Here is a 15484-nt window from a genome sequence, read left to right on the forward strand (position 1 = left end):
GGATAATCTTTTTCAGATTCAATCAATAATTGAACCGCTCTTTCTCTGATTTCAGGGGTATATTTTGGTTTTGTCATTGGAACATTCTCTCAAGAAAGTTGGTCTCCGACAAACCCGGTACGGTTCAGTGTAACCCATCACGACTTTTCTGGTAGCTAATTTGAATATCAACATACTTTTTTCTTCTACAAAGCGTCGTGAAGTCTGGTGCTGTCCAATCTAATCCGCAAACTTTAATTAAGCTTTGAACAAAACCAGTAACCATGCGTAAAGTGAGTCTAAATAGAGATTTGATCATCAAACAGCATTGAATCGCTATGTCGGAGTAGGTTTGACTTCGACCTTGTTTGCCTTGAGGTTCTGCATACCATTGTGTTTTTGGATCGAACCAAATGGCAATATTCCCACTATTAATGAGAGCTCGATTATATGCGGGCCAATTGGTTGTGCGGTAGATTTTGTGTGTAGGCTTCTTCATTTGGAAATTATATTGCCGAAGAAGCGCTTAAGAACAGCTTTGTGCAACAAAGCCGGTTTTATCGGACATTTTCTTAGGACAAAAGGTCTCCGACAAATCAGGTGTGGTTCAATTAGTCATTGCTGATCATAGGTATATCTACCTATACAAATAAGTATTCTTATAGATTCTGTCAGTTTTTTTCTTATCACATTACACGATTTTGACTATTACTCCTTAGCTTTTGCCTGATAAAAGCACAGATTCATCCTTATATTTTCCTGCCATGTTTCAGGTCTAGATTAAGTCATGAGCTTAAAGACCGATAAACAAAGACTTTAGAAATTAGGGGAATGCTGTAAATGGTAAGAAAATATCTGAAAACAGTGGCATTGACCACATGTCTTTTCAGTAGTGCAAGTTTAGCGCTTGCCGCTGAAAATGGCGGAAGTGCTTATCCTGATGGAACAGAGAGTTTTTTTGGTGGAGCAATGCCACCACCTGGGATGTATCTCGTCAGTTATAACCAATACTACAACGCAGATAAATTTAAAAATGATCATCCAGTATTTGATGATTTTAAAATTGATACTTTTGCCACAGTTGCTCGTGGTGTCTATGTCAGTGACAAAACATTTTTAGGCGCGACATGGGGCATGCATGCATTCCTTGTATATGCCCATGCAGATCTTACATTAGGTGGTCGTCAAGATGATCACATGGCAATGGGTGATCTCATTATCGATCCATTCTTATTGGGTTGGCATAAAGGAGATTGGCATGTAGCGACAGGTATCGACTTTTATATTCCAGTTGGCTCTTACAACAAAAATAGACTCGCGAATATTGGACGTAACTATTACACCATTCAACCAATTATCTCGACCACATACTTAAATAAACAAGGTATCGAAGTCAGTACAAAGTGGATGTACGACATCAATTTCGAGAATAAGGATACCAAATATGAATCGGGCAACGCTTTGCATGTCGATTACTTAGTCGCGAAACACATGGGACCTTTGGCGGTTGGTGTTGGTGGTTATGTACATCGTCAGATTGAAGGTGACTCAGGTGAAGGTGCTGTTTTAGGTGACTTTAAAGCTAAAGCAGCCAGCATAGGTCCGCAAGTTCGCTATCAATTCCCTAAAGGGTATGCAATCGCAGCGAAATATCAAAAAGAATTTGATGTTGAAAACCGACCAGAAGGTCAGAAGTTCGCAATTGATATCACCATCCCATTTTAAAACATTGTTACCTAAACATTAGAGCAAGCATATAGAGGTAAGGCCATGAAAATTGAGAATCAAGAATATGCAGCAGGCAGTGCTGGAGCTGTCGATTATTTAGTGGTGAATGAGTTTTCAGGCGGTATTGTGGGACCAAGCCAACGTATGCTGGGACCTTTAAAAAATGGTGGAACGTTAAAAACAGGCACACCGCCTGGCTGTTGGGGTCCAATGATTACACCTGCATTCCAAGGTGGTCATGAAGTGACACTCCCTGTCTTTATTGAAGGTGCAGAGGTAGGTGATGCTGTCGCTTTAAAGATTAAGGATATGCATGTCACTTCTACAGCAACCTCATCGGGTGTGATGCAATTTGTTGAAGGGCGTTATAAAGGCGATCCGTTTGTTGCGAAATACTGTGAAGCATGTGGTACAGAGCAACCAGCAAGTTATGTAGAAGGAATTGGTGAAGATGCGATTCACTGTAAAAACTGTGGGGCAGAAGTCAGTGCTTTTCGCTTTTCACATGGTTATGTGATTGTGTTGGATGAAGAAAACAAAGTGAGCTTGACGGTCAATCAAGAGATTGCCAACAAGTTAGCAGGCAATGCCAATGAGCTTTCTGCACTGCCTGAACATGCAGCGCAACATTCAATCTTGTCGCTTGCACGTGCTGATATGCCTGGGGTTGCTGCGCATATGCGTCCATTCCTCGGAAATATTGGTACGACACCTTCACGTGACTTACCAGACTCTCACAACTGCCACGACTTTGGTCAGTATTTGATTGATGCACCGCATAAATTCGGAATGACTGAAGAAGAACTTATCGCAGCCAAAACAGACGGTCACATGGATACCAATTCGATTCGTCCAGGCTGTATTTTGATTTGTCCTGTGAAAGTACCAGGTGCAGGTGTCTACATGGGGGATATGCATGCGCAACAAGGCAATGGTGAAATTGCAGGACATGCCACGGACGTTTCAGGCGAAACAGAATTACAAGTGGAAGTGATTAAAGGCTTAACCATTGATGGTCCAATTTTGCTTCAAGCACCAGATGACTTACCACCAATGGCACGTCCATTTACCAAGGAAGAGCGTGAAAAAGTGAAAGCTTTAGGTGCACGTTGGGGACAAACTGAAATTGAGGAAAGTGGTCCAATCACATTTATGGGAACAGGTAAGAACCTTAATGATGCAACAGACAATGCTTTAAATCGAGCGGCAAAAGTCACAGGTTTAAGTGTGGATGAGGTCATGAACCGTTGCACCATTACAGGCTCTATCGAAATCAGCCGTTTACCAGGAATGGTACGTGCAACCTTCTTATGCCCAATGCCAATTTTAGAAAAACTGGGGATCGCAAACTTAGTTCGCGAACATTACCGACTTTAATTCATCACGTGATCGGCGTTTGATTGGCATGTTTCAAACGCTGTTCGTAAATAAGCATGAAATTTACTGAAATTAAAACTTAGAAACGAAAACTTGAACAGGAGTGTCATATGAACAGTAATGCAAAACTTCGTTGGGGCGATTTATATCCAGAACTTGGTATTGAGCCTATTCCAACTGAACCATGTATTTCACCAGAGATCTATCAAGAGGAAATTGAAAAGGTTTTCTCAAAAGTCTGGTTGAAAGTGGGGCGTGTAGAAGAAATACCAAATAAAGGTGACTACAAAGTTAAACGCTTAGATTTTGCTAAAACCTCAGTTATTTTAATGCATGGCAAAGATGGTGAAATCCGTGGATTTCATAATATTTGTTCACACCGTGGCAATAAAGTTGTGGTGGAGACTGGCAATGAAACCTTTGGTTCAAACAAAGCCGCAGTCGTGACATGTCGTTTCCATGGCTGGGTTTACGATGCTAAAGGTGATTTGGTCAGCGTGCCGGAAGAAGAAAAATTCACTTCTTGTTTTGATAAAGGTCATAACGGTTTGGCGCCTATTCGTACTCAAGTTTGGGAAGGCTTTATCTTCATCAATTTGGATAATGAAGGGACACAATCTGTTGAAGAGTTCTTAGGTGATATGGGTAAACATTTAGGGGGTTACCCTTTTCATGAAATGGAAGAGTGCTTTGCTTATAACACCTTATTGAATTGTAACTGGAAAGTGGCACATGACGCGTTTGCAGAAGCCTATCACGTTGCAACCATTCATGCTGGCTCTTTCCCGAATGTCTTTGCTTCAGGCTTACAGGAAGTACAGTTGTTTGGTGATCACCGTACTTGTGCAGTGTGTCTGACCAAGAATGCCAATCCAAAACCTGCTGCAGCATTGTCGGGCGAGATTACAGGTGCCTCTTTAGTCAATCACTATGAACGTGTTCAGTTACCAAAAACAGTCAATCCAAATGACCGTGATGACTTCTCTTTCGAACTGTCTGTCATTTTCCCAAATATTTTGGTGCATGTGACTGAAGGGGTGTGGTTTACGCATCAATTCTGGCCAGTTGGGCACAATCAAACACGTTGGGAAGGTCGTTATTACATTCCTAAAGCGAAAACTTATTCGGAGCGTTGGGCACAAGAATTTGCACAAATCTTACAACGTAACGCTTGGTTAGAAGACACCGCAACCATGGAAGACACTCAAGCAGCCCTTGAATCTAAAGCGAAAAAAGTGATGCACCTTCAAGATGAAGAGATCTTGATTCGTCACGGTTACCACGTACTTGAACAATATTTAAATCGCGCATAAGGAGAATGCACATGTCAAACATCATTTCACAGTTGCCAGCTGACTTTGCAAGCTTAGAACCTTTTGTTGCGAAATGGGCTTTAGGAACGGGTAAGCAACGCCATGAAGCGCGTTTGAACTCAACCAAAGAAGAATTGCAAGCATTTTACGATGCTATTTTGCCCGAAATGCGCAAGTTACTTGCCGCACTCGATCAATATGCCCTAGGGACCTTACCTGAAGAGCTTCATAAGTTGTATTGGTTAAGTCTCAGCTTTGCTGAAGTTGCACCACACATCGAGCTTTATAAGGGTTCAGTTGGCGTACCGTATGCATTTGCGGAGAACCGTTTCATTTATGAAACTGGTGACGTGGTCAACGTTTAAGAGGAATACAGGATGAGCCAGCACAATCTAGAACAGCGTTTGCATTATCTGGAGGCCTGCGAGGCGATTCGTGGCCTGATCGGTCGCTATGCAACAGCGGCTGATCAGCGCAACAATTCAGCCATTTTACAGCATGTATTTCACCAAAATGCCGTTTGGTGTGCTAAGGGTTTTGGGGAGTATCAAGGACGTCAAAATATTTTAGAGGCATTGTCCAATATTGCAGAGGCTCAAGTGTTATGGAGCTTACATATTATGGCCATGCCCGATATACAGCTCCTAGATCAAGACCATGCAAAGGCAACTTGGATGTTATGGGAAGTCTGTAATTTAGCCGAGGAATCAACAACAGCAGCAACAGATCAAGTTAAACCTGCAACGACCTGTTGCTTAGGTGGATTTTATAAAACAGAAGTAAGTCGGAATGAGCAGGGTGAATGGAAATTTGATCGTGTCGAATTGAATTTGACCTTCAATCAACCTTATCCGAACACAGCAATATAGGCACTGTATCAGTACGGCCTAAGGGGAATTCAAGATGAGAAAAATCGCAATTATCGGTGGTGGACAAGCAGGCTTATTACTCGCGTTCTCGCTACTCGAAAATAAATATGATGTCACTTTATATGTAGATCGCCCTGCGGATGAATTGTTACACGGTCGTATGGTCAGTACCACGATGTTCTTCGCCAATACATTAGAGTTTGAACGCAAACTTGGTTTGAATTTCTGGGATGGGAAAGCGCATCGTGCTCAAGCATTGCATGTCGATTTTCGTGCACCAAACGGCGATATCATGTTACCTGTGACAGGTTTTTTACATGATAATGACGGTATTGCCATGGACCAACGAACCAAATATCACCGTTGGTTAGAGGAATATCCGCGCCGTGGTGGCAAGCTCATCATTCAAAATGTCAGTCCAGAAGATTTGGAAGTAATCACTGTTGAAAATGATCTGACGATTTTGGCAGCAGGTAAGGGCAATATCACCAGTTTATTCAAACGCAACGAATCACGCTCAGTACATCACACTCCTCCTCGCAAATTGGCTGCAGCACTCGTCGTCGGTGATGATTTATGCGGTCCAAACAGTTGGCAAGGTCAACCATCTCAGACTTTGCATTTTAATTTTGTTGCAGGTGCAGGCGAATACTTCAGTATGCCATTCTATAGTCACACGCATGGTCCATGTCGTAGTTTCTTATTTGAATGTGTACCGAATGGTCCAATGGATATCTTCGATGATGTGACATCTGGCGAAGAAATGGTCCAACGCATGAAAGAAGCGGTTGCCAAAGTAACACCAGATCAAAGCTTCCGTATGGTCGATAATATGGAATTAAGTGATCCAAACACATGGCTCAAAGGTGCATTCCGCCCTGAAGTTCGAGATCCTGTTGCAACCTTAGATAACGGTGCAAAAATTTGGGGGATTGGAGACACTGTCATTGTAAATGATCCAATCGCAGGACAAGGCGCAAACAATGCAACCCGTATGGTGGAGCATTATTTAGCTGCGATTTTAGCACGAGGTGATGAAGACTTTAGTGCAGATTGGATGACAGAAGTATTCGAGCAATTCTGGGAAAAGTCAGGTCGCTATACGACTGAATTCACGAATCTATTGTTAAATCCACCAAGTGAGAGCTTATTACAAGTATTAGCTGCAGCCTCGCAGAACCAAGCGATTGCGGATGACTTTATGGGGCATTTCAACAACCCATGCGGTTTCTGGCCAGCCGTAGATGGTGCAGAAGGGGCTAAAGAATATCTGTCACGTGAGGAGTTTCAACATGCAGCTGCCTGAAGTTTTGTGGCAGGACGTTGACCTAGCTGAAGCGAAAGCGCTTCGGCAGGCCTTCGGCGGTTTTGCCACTGGTGTCGCGATTGTCACTTGCTTAGACCAAGATCAACAACCTGTAGGGTTGACGATTAATTCCTTTAGTTCAGTGTCTTTAGATCCTGCATTGGTGTTATGGAGTTTAGTCAATCATTCTCCAAGCCGATCTATTTTTGAAAGTGCTGAATACTTCGCCATTAATATTTTAGGTGCACATCAGCAGGAAGTAGGTTTGAACTTCGCTAAGCCAATAGCAGATAAATTTCAGTATGGTACGTGGAATATTCAAGCTTCAAAAGCTCCTGTTTTAGAAGATTGTGTAGTGCAATTTATTTGTAAAAGAGCTCAACAAATTGAAGCAGGTGATCATCAAATTTTCTTAGGAAAAATTGAGCAATGTCGTCACAGTAATCAACGTCCACTGTTGTTTTGCAAAGGTCAATTTAATGAATGGCCTGAGTATCAGGAGGTTTCATGACAGACTTAAATGGCAAAGTGGTACTGGTGACAGGTGGTGCAACGCATATTGGTCAAGCCGTGGTGCAAGAATTAAAAAGCTTAGGCGCACAGGTCATTATTGCCGATATTAATCAGACGCAAGGTCAGCAAGTGGCAGATGCAACCCAAGCGCAATATGAGTTTTTAGATCTCGCTAATGATGAAAGTATTCGTAACTTAAGTGGAAAACTCACTCAGTTAGACATCTTGGTTAACCTAGCGTGTTTGTATGAAGATCATGGATCTGAATCTACTCGTCAAGATTGGCAAAACACGTTCAATGTCACGGTATTTGGTCACGCAGCATTAGTACAAGCATGTCGACCACTTTTGAAAAAAAGTACCGATGGTGCAGTAATTAATATCAGCAGCGTAAGCGCACGTATTGCACAAAAAGAACGCTGGGTCTATCCAGCGTCTAAAGCAACTTTAGAGCAACTCACACAAAGTATGGCACTGGATCTAGCGCAAGATGGAATTCGTGTACATGCACTCTCATTAGGTTGGACTTGGTCCGTACCAATGCAAATGATCTCTGGTGGAGACCGTACCAAGACGGACCTCGTGGCAGGACGTTTCCATGTGTTAGGACGTATTGCGGATGCAGAGGAAGTTGCACAAGCCTTAAGTTTATTGTGTAGCCCGAAAGCAAAATTACTCACAGGTAGTGTGATTCATGCCGATGGTGGTTATCACATTTTAGGTCCTGAAGCCACAGATTCACCCATAGAGGAGTTAAGCCAATGAACATTAAAATGACCAATGTTGCTGAGAAATTTTTGTGTTCAACCTCTGATGTGGAACAGGGTGAGGGACTACAAGTCATCATTGATGGTTATCCGCCATTGGCAGTATTTCATTTAGAAGATGGCGAGTTCTATGTCACCGATGATACCTGTACACATGGTGATGCATCATTGGCAGATGGTGAAATTGATGGCTGTGAAGTGGAGTGCCCATTTCATGCAGGTGCATTCGATATCAAAACAGGTGAACCTTGTGGGGCGCCATGTACGATTCCACTGAAAACCTATCAATCCATCGTGCGTGAAGACAAAGTTTATTTGGTGGAGTGATGCCGATGTATAAAATTCAAATCGAAGGTCAGGGCACATTCAACTGCGCAGCGGATGATGTATTGCTCCGTGGTGGTTTACGTGAAGGGCTAGGCATTCCTTACGAATGTAATGCGGGTGGTTGCGGAACGTGTAAAATCGAAGTCCTGTCAGGCGAAGTGGAAAATTTATGGGCAGATGCACCTGGATTAAGCGATCGTGATAAACGTAAAGGTCGGTTACTGGCGTGTCAATGTCGTCCTAAATCGGATTGCGTGATTAAGCTTCGTTTAGATGAAAAATGCGTACCCAAAGTGATTCCAAAATTACAAAAAGTGAAGCTTAAACATGTGCAATTGGTGACTCACGATATTTTGGAAGTGCATTTGCAGTCCGATGAACCTGCACAATTTATCCCAGGACAATATGCCTTGGTTTGGGTGAATCAAGAGTTACTTCGTGCCTATTCGATGTCCAATCTCCCGAATGATGATGGATTATGGGTCTTCCAAATCCGCCGTGTTCCTGATGGTAAAATGACCAATCTATTATTTGATGAACAGTTACGTGAAAAGGCCGATATTCAAATTGATGGCCCATACGGTTTAGCACATTTACAAGAACAACCTCGTCCGATTGTCTGTGTGGCAGGCGGTTCAGGTCTTGCCCCCATGTTAGCGATTGCTCGTGGCGTTGCAGTCAATCCACATTTACAACATCACAAAGTCTGGTTTTTCCATGGTGGACGTGAGCAACGTGATTTGTTTACTGAAAATCAATTACGTGACTGGACAGAATTAGGGGAACGCCTCAATTATGTACCTGCAACCTCCTCTCAATTCATTGAAGGTATCCGTTCGGGGTTTATTCATGAAGTGATTCAAGATGTATTAGGAGAACATTTGATTGAGCATGAAATTTATTGTGCAGGTCCGCCACCGATGGTGAAATCAATTGAACAATTGGCCCATCAAGTAGGTATTCCACACCAACAAATTCATTTTGATCGTTTCTTTTAATCGAAGATATCATTTTTCTCTCGCTCAGGCGATGGTTAACCCATCGCCGGTATTGAGCGATCACGACACATCAAGACCATATTGACGATCTGTGCGATAGATTCAGTTCCTAATTTCTGACGAATATGAGTGCGGTGAATTTCTACTGTTTTATGGCTGATATTCAACATTTGTGCGATATGTTTACTCGAAAGTCCATCGACCAATAAATTGATAATCTCACTTTCTCTTGGTGATAAAGATTTCAATTTAATCATCTGTTCTTGACGTTTTTCTTCTTCAATAAAGTCTTGTTCAGCAAGTTGCAGACAGGCTTGGATTTGATTAAGCATATGCTGTGGATTAAAAGGTTTTTCTAAAAAATCAAATGCCCCAGTTTTCATCGCATTGACCGACATTGGAATGTCGCCGTGACCAGTCATGAAAATGATTGGCATACGGATTTTTTGTTGATTCAATTGTTGTTGTAGTTGCAAGCCACTCATCCCTCGCATACGAATATCAAGGATTAAACATGCAGGCGTTTGCGGGCGCTGAAAATTCAGGAATTCAGTAGCACTATTGAATGTTTTAGTTTCGAGTTGCACTGAATCAAGCAACCATGTGAGTGAATTACAAATGTCTTGATCATCATCTATCACATACACAATGGGCTCGGGAACATGAGAATTAGTTAAATACATTTTGCACGCTCCTGTGCTGCTAAAGAGATATTAAAAATGGCACCAGACTCACCTTCACAGACCCATAAATAACCATGATGGTTTTCAATGATGCTTCGAGACAGAGTTAAGCCAATACCCATGCTGTTGTTTTTACTTGAATAGAAAGATTCAAAAATTTGTTCTGGATTTTGCCCTTCGAGTCCAGGCCCATTATCTGCAATTGCAATTCGAGCATGTTGGTTATGTTGCCAAGTGCGGATATAAATGTCCCTTTCACCTTCGGGATTATTTTGTAGAGCATCGACCGCATTAAAGACGAGATTGATAATGACTTGGCTAAAGAGCGTTTCATCTGCTGATATAAAAATAGGTGAAACACTTAATTCATAATGTATGGTACATCCACCTTGATCAGCTTTAAGGTTAATCAAAGGATGTAACTCTTGAATAAGATGATTCACAGAATGAATCTGAAAATTCGCCTCACCTTTACGCAAAAAACTTCGCATGCTGTGAATAATACCATTGACGCGATGTGTTTGATTTAACGCAGCATTGAGGGCATCAAGTGTCTCTTGTGAGTTGGCTAAACCGTTTTGAATGCGAATAATACTGCCTCCGACATAATTATTGAGTGCAGCAAGTGGTTGATTTAATTCATGTGCAAGTGCGGTAGCTAACTCACCCATAGTTTTGCAACGTGACATATGACCAAGTTGCTTTTCTCGAGCACGTGCTTTTTCTTCAGCCTCAATACGCTCAGTGATATCACGATAATTCACCAATATGCCCTGAATATCAGGGTGATCTAATAAGTTACGATAGGTTGCCTCGTGGTGTCGCCATTTTCCATTGTGGTGCAAGATTTTGTAATGAATCACACTAAGTGCACCTTGTTCTGTTTTTTTAAATAGAAGCTGTCTGACTTTAATACGATCATCAGGATGAATTGCAGTTAACACATTCTTATTGAGTACAAAGCGATCTCGATAACCAAGAATACCTTGTAATGATGGGCTGGCATAAAGTAGTTTGCCTTGTAAGTCGAGAATAGCAATTCCATCTCCCGAATGCTCAAGCAGCATTTTGAAATATTGATCTTTAGACTGTAGAGCATATTGATACTTTTTGATTTCGCTAATATTGCGGACAAGTGCTAATAACTTAGGTTGATGTTCAATTTCAACTGTTTTTAGGCAAACTTCAACAGGAATTTGTCGTTGATCTTGAGCTTGGATGATCCACTCAAAAGTAATCGCTTCATGGCTAGCAGCCTGTTGAACCTTTTTTAATGCATGATAAAAATCAAACCCATGGCTATGCGCGCTGATTTTTTCTACACTCATTTTTGTTAATTCGGATTTACTGTAACCGGTGAGGTTTTCAGCTGCTTCATTTACGTCCATGAATTCGACACTGCCGATATCATGCACGAAAATAGCATCACCCGCTTTATCAAAAATGGTTTGATAATAATTCAAGCTGTTCATTATGTTCCTTACCTTGGATGGCGTCCGGCTATCTGGTAGAGGTATGTTTGATCTTCACAACACTTGTTGTTATTGTATTCGATAATGCAGCAAATTGTGCAGTAGTGCAATTAGACTTAGAGTCTAATTACATACTTTAAACAATATACAAATGCTCATTTAAGTGTTTATCTCTATCCCTATTTATTAAGCAAGGTTAGTACCATATTCACGTTTTATTTTGACTAATAAAGGTAAATAATTTTTATTATTCATAAATACAAAGAAAACTTTTAGCTATTCGAGTACATTCCTTTTTTTTAATTAGTTAGTAATTCCGCTAAGACATAGAATTAATTTTCTTTTAGGAGAATGGCACCTGATTTAAAGACAACTAGCGGGCTATTCTTTACTTTAAGGGCTGCATTTGTAGGCATGGCGTAGTGTCTTTCGAACAGTTAGCACCACTGTAGATATGCTGGCATTTTTCTTGTTCGTTTTTCCACCGGCAGAGCCTTATATTACGGCATTGGCATTGTACTATTTCGAACCTCGTGAAAGAGTGATGCATTTTACGTTAAGATTCTTGTGATCTGAGCCTGATTAAATACCTGTATCTATAATAATCAAAAGGCCGCGATATTCCGTGGCTTTTTGATTTTCTACAATTAATCAGACTGAAATAAATTCTTTTACTGCCTGATTAAAGGCTTCTGGCTGTTCAATATTGGAAATATGCGAGGCGTCTATTCCATATAGCTGGCTATTCGCAATACGTTGCTGCATAAACTGGCCATCTGCAATGGTAGTCACAGGGTCTTGTTGACCAGCAACAATCAATACAGGCACGGTGATACTGTTTAATTGATCACGGACATCCGCTTTAGCCAGAGCTTCACAGCAGTTTGCATAGCCTTCTGGGCTGCCAGCTTCGAGGTCGTTTGAAAGTTCTGCAACGACTGCCGGATTGCTCTGGATAAAGGGATCGGTAAACCAGCGTGATGCCGCAGTTACAGCAATCGGAGTAAGACCTTGCTCACGGACAAGAACAGCACGGTCTTGCCATGCCTGTTCCTGGCCAATTTTGGCTGCGGTATTGCAGACAATCACCTGACTAAAACGTTCTGGCTTATGAATCGCTAACCATTGACCGGTTAAGCCACCCATAGAAATACCACAGAATGCTGCTTTTGTAATGTCCAAATGATCCAGTAGATTCACGACATCCTGACCCAGCTGCTCCAGGCTATATGGGCCTTGTGGTGCAGAAGATGCACCATGACCACGAGTGTCATAGCATATTACGTAATAATCCTGCTGGAAATGTTCAATCTGTGGCTGCCACATACTGTATTTGGTACCCAGTGAATTGGAAAATACCAATGCAGGTTTGCTGGCATTCCCGAAAGTCTGGTAATTGATCTGGGCATCAGTCGATGTAAATGTTGGCATTTGTTATTCCTTTTATATCCTTCTAAAAGTTCCTTCCTTTGGGTTAGGAAGGATTTTTTAAACACGTTCAATAATCAGCGCGATACCTTGACCCACGCCAATACACATGGAGCAGAGGGCATATTTACCGCTAATTTGTTCAAGCTGGTTTAACGCCGTCGTCACTAGACGCGCACCGGAAGCACCGAGTGGATGGCCAATCGCAATCGCACCACCATTCGGGTTTACTCGTGCTTCATCATCTACCAGACCTAAATCACGGGTCACTGCGAGTGCCTGTGCAGCAAAGGCTTCGTTCAGTTCAATGACATCCATCTGATCCAGTGTTAGCCCAGTCTGAGCCAGCAGCTTTTTGATCGCCGGTGCCGGACCAAAGCCCATAATGCGTGGTTCAACACCCACTACGGTTGCACCAATGATTTTGGCACGTGGTTTTAAACCATATTGTTGAACGGCTTCATCTGATGTGATCAAGAGTGCCGCTGCACCGTCATTGATACCCGATGCATTCCCTGCGGTCACCGTACCATCTGCTTCGACGACTGGTTTCAGCTTGGTTAAGCCTTCAAGTGTGGTCGATGCACGAGGATGTTCATCAGTATCAACAACGACAGGTTCGCCTTTACGCTGAGGAATGGCCATGGGCACGATTTCTTTTTTAAAGAAACCTTTGGCTTGTGCTGCTGCGGTACGTTGCTGGCTGGATAGGGCAAACCTGTCCTGATCTTCACGGTTGATATTGAACTGTGCTGCCACGTTTTCAGCGGTTTGTGGCATGGTTTCCACGCCATACAGTTCTTTCAGTTTTGGATTGATAAAACGCCAGCCCATGGTGGTATCTTCAAGCTTTTGAGTCCGGCCATAAGCTGTTTCAGACTTACCCATCACCAGCGGTGCACGTGACATGGATTCCACACCACCAGCCACAATCAGATTCGCTTCACCAGCTTTAATGGCACGAGCAGCAATGGCTACCGCATCGAGTGATGAACCGCATAGACGGTTAATCGTAGTTGCCGGTACCTGATAGGGCACACCTGCCAGCAGGGCTGACATACGACCCACGTTGCGGTTATCTTCACCGGCCTGGTTGGCACAGCCATAGATGACGTCATCTACTTTTTCCCAGTTGATACTTGGGTTGCGTTCCATCAAGGCTTTAATCGGGATCGCGCCAAGATCATCAGTACGAACAGGTGCCAGTCCACCCGCATAACGGCCAAAAGGGGTGCGGATAGCATCGATGATATATGCGTTTTTCATATGATCTTTCTTCCCTTAACTTTGTGTCGCATCAATCAGTTTCGCACCTGTCATAGACTGTAATTCTTCAAATGAGAGGCCCTCGACTTTTTCAATGACTTTCATGCCATCAGCAGTGACATCAATCACACATAGGTCGGTATAGATCCGATCGACACATTTCAAACCAGTTGCAGGATATGAAAGCTCAGCCACAATCTTGGGTTCACCTTTTTTGGTCACATGGTCTGTTGTAATGAATACTTTTTTAGCACCTACAGCTAAGTCCATGGCCCCACCAACAGCAGGAATTGCATCCGGTGCACCGGTATGCCAGTTGGCCAGGTCACCATTTGCAGCGACCTGGAAAGCCCCCAAGACTGCGATATCTAAGTGACCACCACGCATCATCGCAAAAGAATCCCCGTGATGGAAAAAAGCACCGCCTTCAAGCATGGTGACGAATTCTTTACCGGCATTGATCAGTTCAGGATCACGGTCTTCTTGAGCAGGGGGTGGACCGAAAGCGAGTAAGCCATTTTCAGAATGCAGGAAGACATCTTTGTCTGAAGGCAGATAACTTGAAATTTTGGTTGGTAAGCCAATGCCTAAATTGACATAAGCCCCATCTGGAATGTCCTGGGCAACACGTTCAGCGATCTGGTCACGGGTCAGTTTGGTATAGCTCATCTTTTATCTCCTAATCCGTGATTACTGTGCAGGCTGTACTTGTACAACGTGTTGAACAAAAATACCCGGGGTAATGATGTGTTCAGGATCGAGTGTACCGAGTTCAACCACTTCAGATACTTGAGCAATGGTCACATCTGCCGCCATCGCCATGATTGGGCCGAAGTTACGGGCAGATTTTCGATAAACAAGATTGCCCCAACGGTCGCCTTTAGAAGCCTTGATCAGTGCAAAGTCCGCTTTAATTGGATTTTCTAAAACGTAATCTTTACCTTCATAATTCAGAGTAGGTTTACCTTCAGCCAGCAATGTACCAAAACCTGTTGGTGTATAAATTGGACCTAAACCCATACCTGCTGCTTGTATACGGCAGGCTAAATTCCCTTGCGGTACAAGCTCTAATTCAATTTTTCCAGCGCGGTACAGTTCATCAAACACCCAAGAGTCTGATTGGCGTGGGAAAGAACAAATAATTTTACGTACAGCACCAGTTTTAAGTAGATTTGCTAATCCATAATCGCCATTACCTGCATTGTTATTGACGATGACCAAGTCTTTAATACCCAGTTCGATTAAGCCGTCGATGAGTTCAGCTGGCTGACCTGCGGTACCGAAACCGCCAATCATAATGGTCGAACCGTCCTTAATTTGGGAAAGCGCTGTTTGTAAGGATGCTGATTTATCAATCATAAAAATCACTCAAACTAATATTAATTTGTATTTAAACCATTATTAATCAGTATCTTATAAATATTGATTAGTAATAATTCAATGAAGAAGGGAAAGAAT

The 15484-nt window shown here is 42.5% G+C and carries 16 protein-coding genes and 1 pseudogene; 10 read left to right on the forward strand and 7 right to left on the reverse strand.

Annotated features, from left to right (window positions below; all coding sequences use genetic code 11):
- Nucleotides 1–127: 127 nt before the first annotated feature.
- A pseudogene (locus FTU70_RS07695) lies at nucleotides 128–478 on the reverse strand (transposase); the annotation flags it as partial.
- A 341-nt stretch (nucleotides 479–819) separates the two neighbouring features.
- On the opposite strand from FTU70_RS07695, the gene FTU70_RS07700 reads away from it, so the two are divergent.
- The 10 genes from FTU70_RS07700 (at nucleotide 820) to FTU70_RS07745 (ending at nucleotide 9177) form a co-directional block, all read left to right on the forward strand.
- The gene (locus FTU70_RS07700; RefSeq protein WP_180036995.1) at nucleotides 820–1704 is read left to right on the forward strand and encodes a transporter; all 885 of its coding nucleotides are present in this window, start codon (nucleotides 820–822) and stop codon (nucleotides 1702–1704) included.
- Between the two features lie 45 nt (nucleotides 1705–1749).
- On the forward strand, nucleotides 1750–3084 hold the full coding sequence (locus FTU70_RS07705; RefSeq protein ID WP_180036996.1) for an acetamidase/formamidase family protein: 1335 nt from the start codon (nucleotides 1750–1752) through the stop codon (nucleotides 3082–3084).
- Between the two features lie 110 nt (nucleotides 3085–3194).
- Complete coding sequence (locus FTU70_RS07710) at nucleotides 3195–4397, forward strand: aromatic ring-hydroxylating dioxygenase subunit alpha (protein ID WP_180036997.1); 1203 nt, start codon at nucleotides 3195–3197, stop codon at nucleotides 4395–4397.
- Nucleotides 4398–4408: 11 nt separating this feature from the next.
- The gene (locus FTU70_RS07715; RefSeq protein WP_179998700.1) at nucleotides 4409–4762 is read left to right on the forward strand and encodes a hypothetical protein; all 354 of its coding nucleotides are present in this window, start codon (nucleotides 4409–4411) and stop codon (nucleotides 4760–4762) included.
- 12 nt (nucleotides 4763–4774) lie between these two features.
- Nucleotides 4775–5266, forward strand: coding sequence for a nuclear transport factor 2 family protein (locus FTU70_RS07720; RefSeq protein ID WP_180036998.1), 492 nt, complete (start codon nucleotides 4775–4777; stop codon nucleotides 5264–5266).
- A 34-nt stretch (nucleotides 5267–5300) separates the two neighbouring features.
- The gene (locus tag FTU70_RS07725; RefSeq protein ID WP_180036999.1) at nucleotides 5301–6572 is read left to right on the forward strand and encodes a styrene monooxygenase/indole monooxygenase family protein; all 1272 of its coding nucleotides are present in this window, start codon (nucleotides 5301–5303) and stop codon (nucleotides 6570–6572) included.
- The gene (locus FTU70_RS07730) at nucleotides 6559–7083 is read left to right on the forward strand and encodes a flavin reductase family protein (protein WP_168379992.1); all 525 of its coding nucleotides are present in this window, start codon (nucleotides 6559–6561) and stop codon (nucleotides 7081–7083) included. Before FTU70_RS07725 ends, FTU70_RS07730 begins: the two co-directional genes overlap by 14 nt.
- Nucleotides 7080–7850, forward strand: coding sequence for an SDR family oxidoreductase (locus FTU70_RS07735; protein WP_168379991.1), 771 nt, complete (start codon nucleotides 7080–7082; stop codon nucleotides 7848–7850). Before FTU70_RS07730 ends, FTU70_RS07735 begins: the two co-directional genes overlap by 4 nt.
- Nucleotides 7847–8179 carry a non-heme iron oxygenase ferredoxin subunit gene (locus FTU70_RS07740; protein ID WP_168379990.1) on the forward strand — a complete coding sequence of 111 codons (333 nt, stop codon included), beginning with the start codon at nucleotides 7847–7849 and terminating at the stop codon, nucleotides 8177–8179. Before FTU70_RS07735 ends, FTU70_RS07740 begins: the two co-directional genes overlap by 4 nt.
- Nucleotides 8180–8184: 5 nt before the next feature.
- Entirely contained in the window at nucleotides 8185–9177 is a 993-nt protein-coding gene (locus FTU70_RS07745; protein WP_218946837.1) for a 2Fe-2S iron-sulfur cluster-binding protein, read from the forward strand.
- A 35-nt stretch (nucleotides 9178–9212) separates the two neighbouring features.
- Here the strand turns inward: FTU70_RS07745 and FTU70_RS07750 are convergent, their stop codons facing one another.
- The 6 genes from FTU70_RS07750 to FTU70_RS07775 form a co-directional block, all read right to left on the reverse strand.
- Nucleotides 9213–9860 (reverse strand): response regulator transcription factor, encoded by a 648-nt coding sequence (locus FTU70_RS07750; RefSeq protein WP_180037001.1) that lies wholly within the window; start codon nucleotides 9858–9860, stop codon nucleotides 9213–9215.
- The gene (locus FTU70_RS07755) at nucleotides 9851–11332 is read right to left on the reverse strand and encodes a PAS domain S-box protein (protein WP_180037002.1); all 1482 of its coding nucleotides are present in this window, start codon (nucleotides 11330–11332) and stop codon (nucleotides 9851–9853) included. Before FTU70_RS07755 ends, FTU70_RS07750 begins: the two co-directional genes overlap by 10 nt.
- Nucleotides 11333–11983: 651 nt before the next feature.
- Nucleotides 11984–12763 carry a 3-oxoadipate enol-lactonase gene (gene pcaD / locus FTU70_RS07760; protein ID WP_180037003.1) on the reverse strand — a complete coding sequence of 260 codons (780 nt, stop codon included), beginning with the start codon at nucleotides 12761–12763 and terminating at the stop codon, nucleotides 11984–11986.
- 57 nt (nucleotides 12764–12820) lie between these two features.
- On the reverse strand, nucleotides 12821–14026 hold the full coding sequence (pcaF, locus tag FTU70_RS07765; RefSeq protein ID WP_180037004.1) for a 3-oxoadipyl-CoA thiolase: 1206 nt from the start codon (nucleotides 14024–14026) through the stop codon (nucleotides 12821–12823).
- Between the two features lie 15 nt (nucleotides 14027–14041).
- Entirely contained in the window at nucleotides 14042–14695 is a 654-nt protein-coding gene (locus FTU70_RS07770) for a 3-oxoacid CoA-transferase subunit B (RefSeq protein WP_180037005.1), read from the reverse strand.
- Between the two features lie 21 nt (nucleotides 14696–14716).
- Complete coding sequence (locus FTU70_RS07775) at nucleotides 14717–15385, reverse strand: 3-oxoacid CoA-transferase subunit A (protein WP_180037006.1); 669 nt, start codon at nucleotides 15383–15385, stop codon at nucleotides 14717–14719.
- Between the last annotated feature and the right edge of the window lie 99 nt (nucleotides 15386–15484).

This window comes from Acinetobacter sp. YH12135 (assembly GCF_013418565.1).
Taxonomy (GTDB): Bacteria; Pseudomonadota; Gammaproteobacteria; order Pseudomonadales; family Moraxellaceae; genus Acinetobacter; species Acinetobacter towneri.

Bases quoted from the DNA above. Each gene is read 5' to 3' on its own strand.
- FTU70_RS07700 (WP_180036995.1), top strand. From the start codon at position 820: ATGGTAAGAAAATATCTGAAAACAGTGGCATTGACCACATGTCTTTTC.
- FTU70_RS07705 (WP_180036996.1), top strand. From the start codon at position 1,750: ATGAAAATTGAGAATCAAGAATATGCAGCAGGCAGTGCTGGAGCTGTC.
- FTU70_RS07755 (WP_180037002.1), bottom strand. From the start codon at position 11,332: ATGAACAGCTTGAATTATTATCAAACCATTTTTGATAAAGCGGGTGAT.
- FTU70_RS07710 (WP_180036997.1), top strand. From the start codon at position 3,195: ATGAACAGTAATGCAAAACTTCGTTGGGGCGATTTATATCCAGAACTT.
- FTU70_RS07715 (WP_179998700.1), top strand. From the start codon at position 4,409: ATGTCAAACATCATTTCACAGTTGCCAGCTGACTTTGCAAGCTTAGAA.
- FTU70_RS07745 (WP_218946837.1), top strand. From the start codon at position 8,185: ATGTATAAAATTCAAATCGAAGGTCAGGGCACATTCAACTGCGCAGCG.
- FTU70_RS07735 (WP_168379991.1), top strand. From the start codon at position 7,080: ATGACAGACTTAAATGGCAAAGTGGTACTGGTGACAGGTGGTGCAACG.
- pcaF (WP_180037004.1), bottom strand. From the start codon at position 14,026: ATGAAAAACGCATATATCATCGATGCTATCCGCACCCCTTTTGGCCGT.
- FTU70_RS07725 (WP_180036999.1), top strand. From the start codon at position 5,301: ATGAGAAAAATCGCAATTATCGGTGGTGGACAAGCAGGCTTATTACTC.
- pcaD (WP_180037003.1), bottom strand. From the start codon at position 12,763: ATGCCAACATTTACATCGACTGATGCCCAGATCAATTACCAGACTTTC.
- FTU70_RS07775 (WP_180037006.1), bottom strand. From the start codon at position 15,385: ATGATTGATAAATCAGCATCCTTACAAACAGCGCTTTCCCAAATTAAG.
- FTU70_RS07720 (WP_180036998.1), top strand. From the start codon at position 4,775: ATGAGCCAGCACAATCTAGAACAGCGTTTGCATTATCTGGAGGCCTGC.
- FTU70_RS07740 (WP_168379990.1), top strand. From the start codon at position 7,847: ATGAACATTAAAATGACCAATGTTGCTGAGAAATTTTTGTGTTCAACC.
- FTU70_RS07770 (WP_180037005.1), bottom strand. From the start codon at position 14,695: ATGAGCTATACCAAACTGACCCGTGACCAGATCGCTGAACGTGTTGCC.
- FTU70_RS07750 (WP_180037001.1), bottom strand. From the start codon at position 9,860: ATGTATTTAACTAATTCTCATGTTCCCGAGCCCATTGTGTATGTGATA.
- FTU70_RS07730 (WP_168379992.1), top strand. From the start codon at position 6,559: ATGCAGCTGCCTGAAGTTTTGTGGCAGGACGTTGACCTAGCTGAAGCG.